This window comes from Pedobacter sp. HMWF019, from assembly GCF_003061025.1.
Taxonomy (GTDB): domain Bacteria; phylum Bacteroidota; class Bacteroidia; order Sphingobacteriales; family Sphingobacteriaceae; genus Pedobacter.
The window spans coordinates 1-5,112 of record NZ_QAIL01000273.1; the positions used below are offsets into that span (position 1 = coordinate 1).

General features: G+C 38.9%; 5 protein-coding genes and 1 pseudogene. 1 reads left to right on the forward strand and 5 read right to left on the reverse strand.

The window, feature by feature from the left end; all coding sequences use genetic code 11:
• The 5 genes and pseudogenes from DBR11_RS30560 to DBR11_RS15885 form a co-directional block, all read right to left on the reverse strand.
• Positions 1 to 135, reverse strand: a pseudogene (locus DBR11_RS30560) (F0F1 ATP synthase subunit B); the annotation flags it as partial.
• Between the two features lie 72 nt (positions 136 to 207).
• Complete coding sequence (atpE, locus tag DBR11_RS15870) at positions 208 to 417, reverse strand: ATP synthase F0 subunit C (protein WP_108553637.1); 210 nt, start codon at positions 415 to 417, stop codon at positions 208 to 210.
• 37 nt (positions 418 to 454) lie between these two features.
• Positions 455 to 1,585, reverse strand: a complete 1,131-nt coding sequence (gene atpB, locus DBR11_RS15875; RefSeq protein ID WP_108553635.1) for a F0F1 ATP synthase subunit A — start codon at positions 1,583 to 1,585, stop codon at positions 455 to 457.
• Between the two features lie 17 nt (positions 1,586 to 1,602).
• Complete coding sequence (locus DBR11_RS15880) at positions 1,603 to 2,001, reverse strand: hypothetical protein (RefSeq protein ID WP_233260780.1); 399 nt, start codon at positions 1,999 to 2,001, stop codon at positions 1,603 to 1,605.
• 42 nt (positions 2,002 to 2,043) lie between these two features.
• Positions 2,044 to 2,265, reverse strand: coding sequence for an AtpZ/AtpI family protein (locus DBR11_RS15885; RefSeq protein ID WP_108553639.1), 222 nt, complete (start codon positions 2,263 to 2,265; stop codon positions 2,044 to 2,046).
• A gap of 202 nt (positions 2,266 to 2,467) precedes the next feature.
• Between DBR11_RS15885 and DBR11_RS15890 the strand changes: the two genes are divergently transcribed.
• The coding region (locus DBR11_RS15890) for a tetratricopeptide repeat protein (protein WP_108553636.1) at positions 2,468 to 5,112 on the forward strand (2,645 nt) is incomplete at its 3' end.

Below are 5,112 nucleotides of genomic sequence, written 5' to 3' on the forward strand. Positions count from 1 at the left end.
ATCAATAGATTGTTCACGCTCTTTAATTGCTGCCAATACTGGCTTCCAGGCAAACTTGCCTAAAACAAACATTAACAATAAAAATGCTATTGTCTGAAAAATAACTAAACCAAACTCAGGTACTAATAATTCCATTTTCTATCTTATATATTGTTTTCTCTTTTTTTTAAAAATTTGTACCCGGCATTTCTGCCAGGTACAAGTTTACTAGCCATTACCCATCAGGGCAACAACCACTGCGAAAAGCGCAACAGCCTCAACGAAGGCAGCAGCGATTAACATCGCAGTTTGGATTTTAGAGGCAGCTTCCGGTTGACGAGCGATACCGTCCATAGCGGAACCACCAATTTTACCGATACCTAGACCAGCGCCAATCGCAGCTAATCCTGCACCAATTGCAGCAATACTTCCTGTAATCATGATTTTATATATTAATAGTTGTTAAAAATTCTGATTAATGGTGTTCTTCTATAGCCATACCGATAAACAAGGCCGACAAGATCGTAAATATAAAGGCCTGAATAAAAGCAACCATTAACTCAATGGCGCCAATAAACATAGCAAAAGGTATAGATGCTGCTGAAACCCATAGATTATTAAAAACAAAGATCAAACAGATCAGAGACAACATAAGAATGTGTCCTGCTGTGATGTTTGCAAATAAACGAATCATCAAGGCAATTGGCTTAGTGAAAATTCCAACAATCTCTACGGGGATCATTACAATCCACATCAATTTAGGGACTTCAGGAGCAAAAATATGTTTCCAGTAATACTTATTACCGTTAAACACCGTCAAACAAAACGTAGCAATCGCTAAGATCATAGTTACTGCGATATTTCCTGTTAAGTTTGCTCCTCCGGGAAGAAATGGAACAAGTCCAAGCATGTTATTGAACCATATAAAGAAAAACACAGTTAACAAATAAGGCATAAAGCGCTCGTATTTGTGGCCAAGATTTGGCTTGGCAATATCATCACGCACAAAAAGAATAATAGGCTCCATCCAGGATTGCAAACCCTTAGGGGATTTACCTTTGCGTTTTTTATATCCATTTGCAACATTTAAAAACACCGCTAAAAGAATAACAATAGAGATCAGCAATGTACAAACATTCTTAGTAATCGACAGATCTAAAGGACGCGCATTGGATGCATGATGTTTTTCGTCAAGCTGAACGTATTGTCCGTGCTCGTTTGGAGTTGCAGATGCATAATAGATTTTCTCATGCATTTTCACAAAGCGCTGACCGCCTTTTTCCACAACAACTTTAGCTTCATCATCAGACTGAAAATCTGAAGAATTGAAGCTAACCAGTCCACCTGGAGTATACAGAAAAACAGGAAGATGAATATAATGTTCACCAATCACATGCCAGCTATGGGAATCCGCAATGTGGTGCAATGCAAATTTTCCAATATCAAACTTCTCTTTACCTTCAGGTTCGGAGTGGGAATTTTCTGCCGCCTGCAGCGTATCAACTTGCGCTAACGCAGGTGATGTAACAGAAAAAAACGCTAAAAAAAGCGTAAAAACAACAATTAACCTTTTCACTTTAAAATCAAAAACGTGGCTACAATCCATTTACTCGCAGATTTTTACTATTTATTTTGGTGGCGCAAGTTACATAACAAACAGTATATTTCAAAGAAGCTAAACAATAAATATAAAGAAAAAAAATTCAGGACGAAAACCAGACCATTTCCCTTGCTTTTCAAGCTGTAAATCAGGACGAAAGCCATAGAGAACAACATTTTCAGCGCTATCGACCCCATTATGGCCATAATTGCCGTTTCCGGATTGCGTTTCATACCCAGATAAACCACTACATAAGCAATAAAAGTGATCCCCCCAAGAAAGCCAAAGACCAACCAGAATTTTGGAACGAGAACAGTTTGGTCAGGAAAAAACGACGGCAGCATTGAGGCAACTCCACCAAGTATGAGCGCATAAGCTATATAGAACAACGTAAATTTTACTAAATTCAATTTTATCTCCATTTTTTTACAAAAGTATTAAAAATACCTTTGGAGAAGCCATTCTTATTTTTTATTCAATTGCTTCACAACCTGATATAAAGACAAAAGAACACCAGCAAGACTAAATATGGCAGTAAATATAGGCTTAGAGTTATGCTGATGATCATCGATCTTGTAACCAATAAATGCAAATACACCTATTGTAGCCAGCATTTGGAAACCAATACCAGAGTATTTAATAAAATTTCCTGGCCCCTGCCCTTTATCATTGTTAGAGTCTTCCATAACCTTATCAAATAAAAAACACCAATTCATTAGAATTAATTGCTGAATAAAATATTTTTGTATACATTTTAATTGAAATTAAACTCAACAAGTGCTTTTGAAAAATTACGCTATTCATAGCCTAAAGATAATATTAATTTGTTTAGGCTCCTGCATCCTTGCATCCTGCGGTACTCCCAAAGACACTGCCGCAAGCAGAAGCATGCAAAATTTAACCGCCCGCTATAATTATTTTTATAATGCCAACGTTATATTGGATAACTACGAAGCAGAGCTCAGCGACAATTATGCAGATAATTTCAATGATATCCTACCTGTTTATATTGCGCCCGAAAAATTTGACCCCAATGCCAGAGATCCATTTAGCGGTTCTGTGAGCAGTGCCGCCCTGGACAAAGTAATCCATAAAGCACAAACGATCATTGCGGAGAAAAGTTTCAGCAACTATATAGACGATGCATACCTGCTTCTTGGGAAAGCTCAATTTTTAAAGGGAAACTATTTTGTTGCCCAGGAATATTTTGACTACGTGACCAGAACCTATAAAAACAATCTACCTATATATGTACAGGCACTGAACGGAAAGGCAAGAAGTCTGATGCAACTGAACAATCTAAGAGAGGCAGGCTTCACGCTTGACACACTGGAAGAGAACCTCAAATTCATCAAAAGAAAAAGAGCAGAACCCCTGGCCACTCTTGCCCAAATGAGTATCGCTGTTAACCGCTATAAAGATGCCATTGTTTACCTCGAATCTGCACTCAAAGAAGGCAGTATAAAAAGAAACGAGATCAGATGGCACTATATCCTTGGGCAATTATATGAAGAAGAAAAAAATTACCATCCATCACTGAAAGACTATATCAAGGTACAAAAGAGCAATGCTGCATTTGAACTCTATTTTAATGCCAACCTCAGTAGAATAAGGGTCAAAGGTTTGCTAAGCGGAGAGAACATTAACCGTAAGCAGGAGCTTTCGGCCTTGTTGAAAGACGACAAGAATACAGATTATATCGACCAGATCTTTTATCAGATTGCCCAAAGCTATGCAGACGAAAAAGACTATCAGGGCGCAGAAAAATATTATTTGAAGTCTGTAAGTGCAAGCACAAGAAATCCTTACCAAAAAGGCCTGTCCTACCTCCGGATCGCAGACCTTAATTTTAAAGAATACAGGAACTACCTGAAAGCAAAAGCTTATTATGACAGTACGGTAAACACACTGCCAAAAAACTATAGCGGTTACGATCTCATCCTTAAAAAGGACCAAAATCTGGAGTATCTGACCGGGCGGTACGAATCCATATCCCTTCAGGACACATTACAGTTAATTGCTAAACTTCCTGAACCCGAGCGTAAACCCAGAATTGAAGCTTTTGTAACACCTCCAGTAAAAAAACCTGCAGAACAAAGCCTAAACTTCAACAGTAATTTCCCTGTTTATCAGAATAACACACAAAACTCAGGAAAAAGAGCAGCAGTGGTAAACACCTTCTATTTTGCAAATACGACAGCGGTAAGCAATGGTTTCATGGATTTCAAAAAGAGATGGGGCAACCGTAAATTAGAGGACAACTGGAGACAAAGTGTTCGTTCCTCCTCACAAGCCAACACTCAGAATGTGGCTAATCTAGACAATTCCGGCCTGCCAAACAATCCAGACAATACACCAGGTACCCTGGTCAGTGACTCTGCTAAAATCAAAGCATATATTGCGGCTCTGCCCCTCAGCCCTGAGCTTCTTAAAGCCAGCAATCAAAAGATCATTGATGCTTATTATGAGATTGCAAACTTCTACCAGCAGGAACTAAACGATAACGAAGAAGCTGCAAAGATCTATGAACTCCTGCTCCAAAGATTTCCGGATAACAATCATCTGGCCGCTATCAACTACGGCCTATATTTAAGCTACAAGACATCCAATCCGGCAAAAGCTTCCGGATATAAAAACACGGTACTAACACAATTTCCATCTACGGTTTATGCAAAAACGATTCTGGATCCTAACTTCACCGTCAGACAATCCGCACAGGAAGCAGAAATCACAAAACGATATAATAATATCTTTAGCCTTTACGAAAAAAAAGATTTCATTCAGGTTATCACTGATGTAAATGCATTAAACGAAATTTCCCCTAGCAATTACCTTTCTCCACAATTTTCCTATTTAAAATCTATAGCCATTGGAAGAACCAATAATGTAGATAGCCTGATCAATGCCTTCAAAGAGATTGTCAGCAAATTTCCGGATGATAAACTGATTACTCCTCTGGTACAAGACCACCTGGCCTATATAGACCAGCACCTGGCCGTCTTCAAAAAAAGAAAAATAGCCCTTACCGACTTTGATCTCGGAGAGCCAAGGTTTATGGAACAGCAGATTGCAAGTACACCAGTACAACCACCAAAAGAACAGCTGGGTGTTCAAACAACGGCGCCAGCACCGGTTAAACCAGAAGTCTCTAAGCCACAAGCTATAGTTCCGGTGGTTCAACCAGCAATACCTGCCCCGGCGAAACCTGCAGATCCGGTAATAAAAAAACCAGAAAGTATCTTCAGTTCTGCTAAATCTGAAACCTATTACTTTGTCATCGACGTTGCAGATGCCAGCCTAACCCTAAGTTCTTCTCGTTTTGGCATCGGCCAATTTAACCGTGGAAACTACACAGGAGACAATTTAAAGCATCATTTGACAGAATTTGACAATGATCAGCTAATTTACGTCGGGAACTTTAGTAGTTTTGACGACGCAAAAATATATGCTGAAGGAATTATCCCGCAGCTAAAACAGATCATGAAAGTACCTGAGAATATTTACAGTACATTCATCATCAGTAAAGAAAACTT

Coding starts and splice junctions, on each gene's coding strand:
- atpB (WP_108553635.1), bottom strand. CDS start 1,585: ATGGATTGTAGCCACGTTTTTGATTTTAAAGTGAAAAGGTTAATTGTT.
- DBR11_RS15885 (WP_108553639.1), bottom strand. CDS start 2,265: ATGGAAGACTCTAACAATGATAAAGGGCAGGGGCCAGGAAATTTTATT.
- DBR11_RS15880 (WP_233260780.1), bottom strand. CDS start 2,001: ATGGAGATAAAATTGAATTTAGTAAAATTTACGTTGTTCTATATAGCT.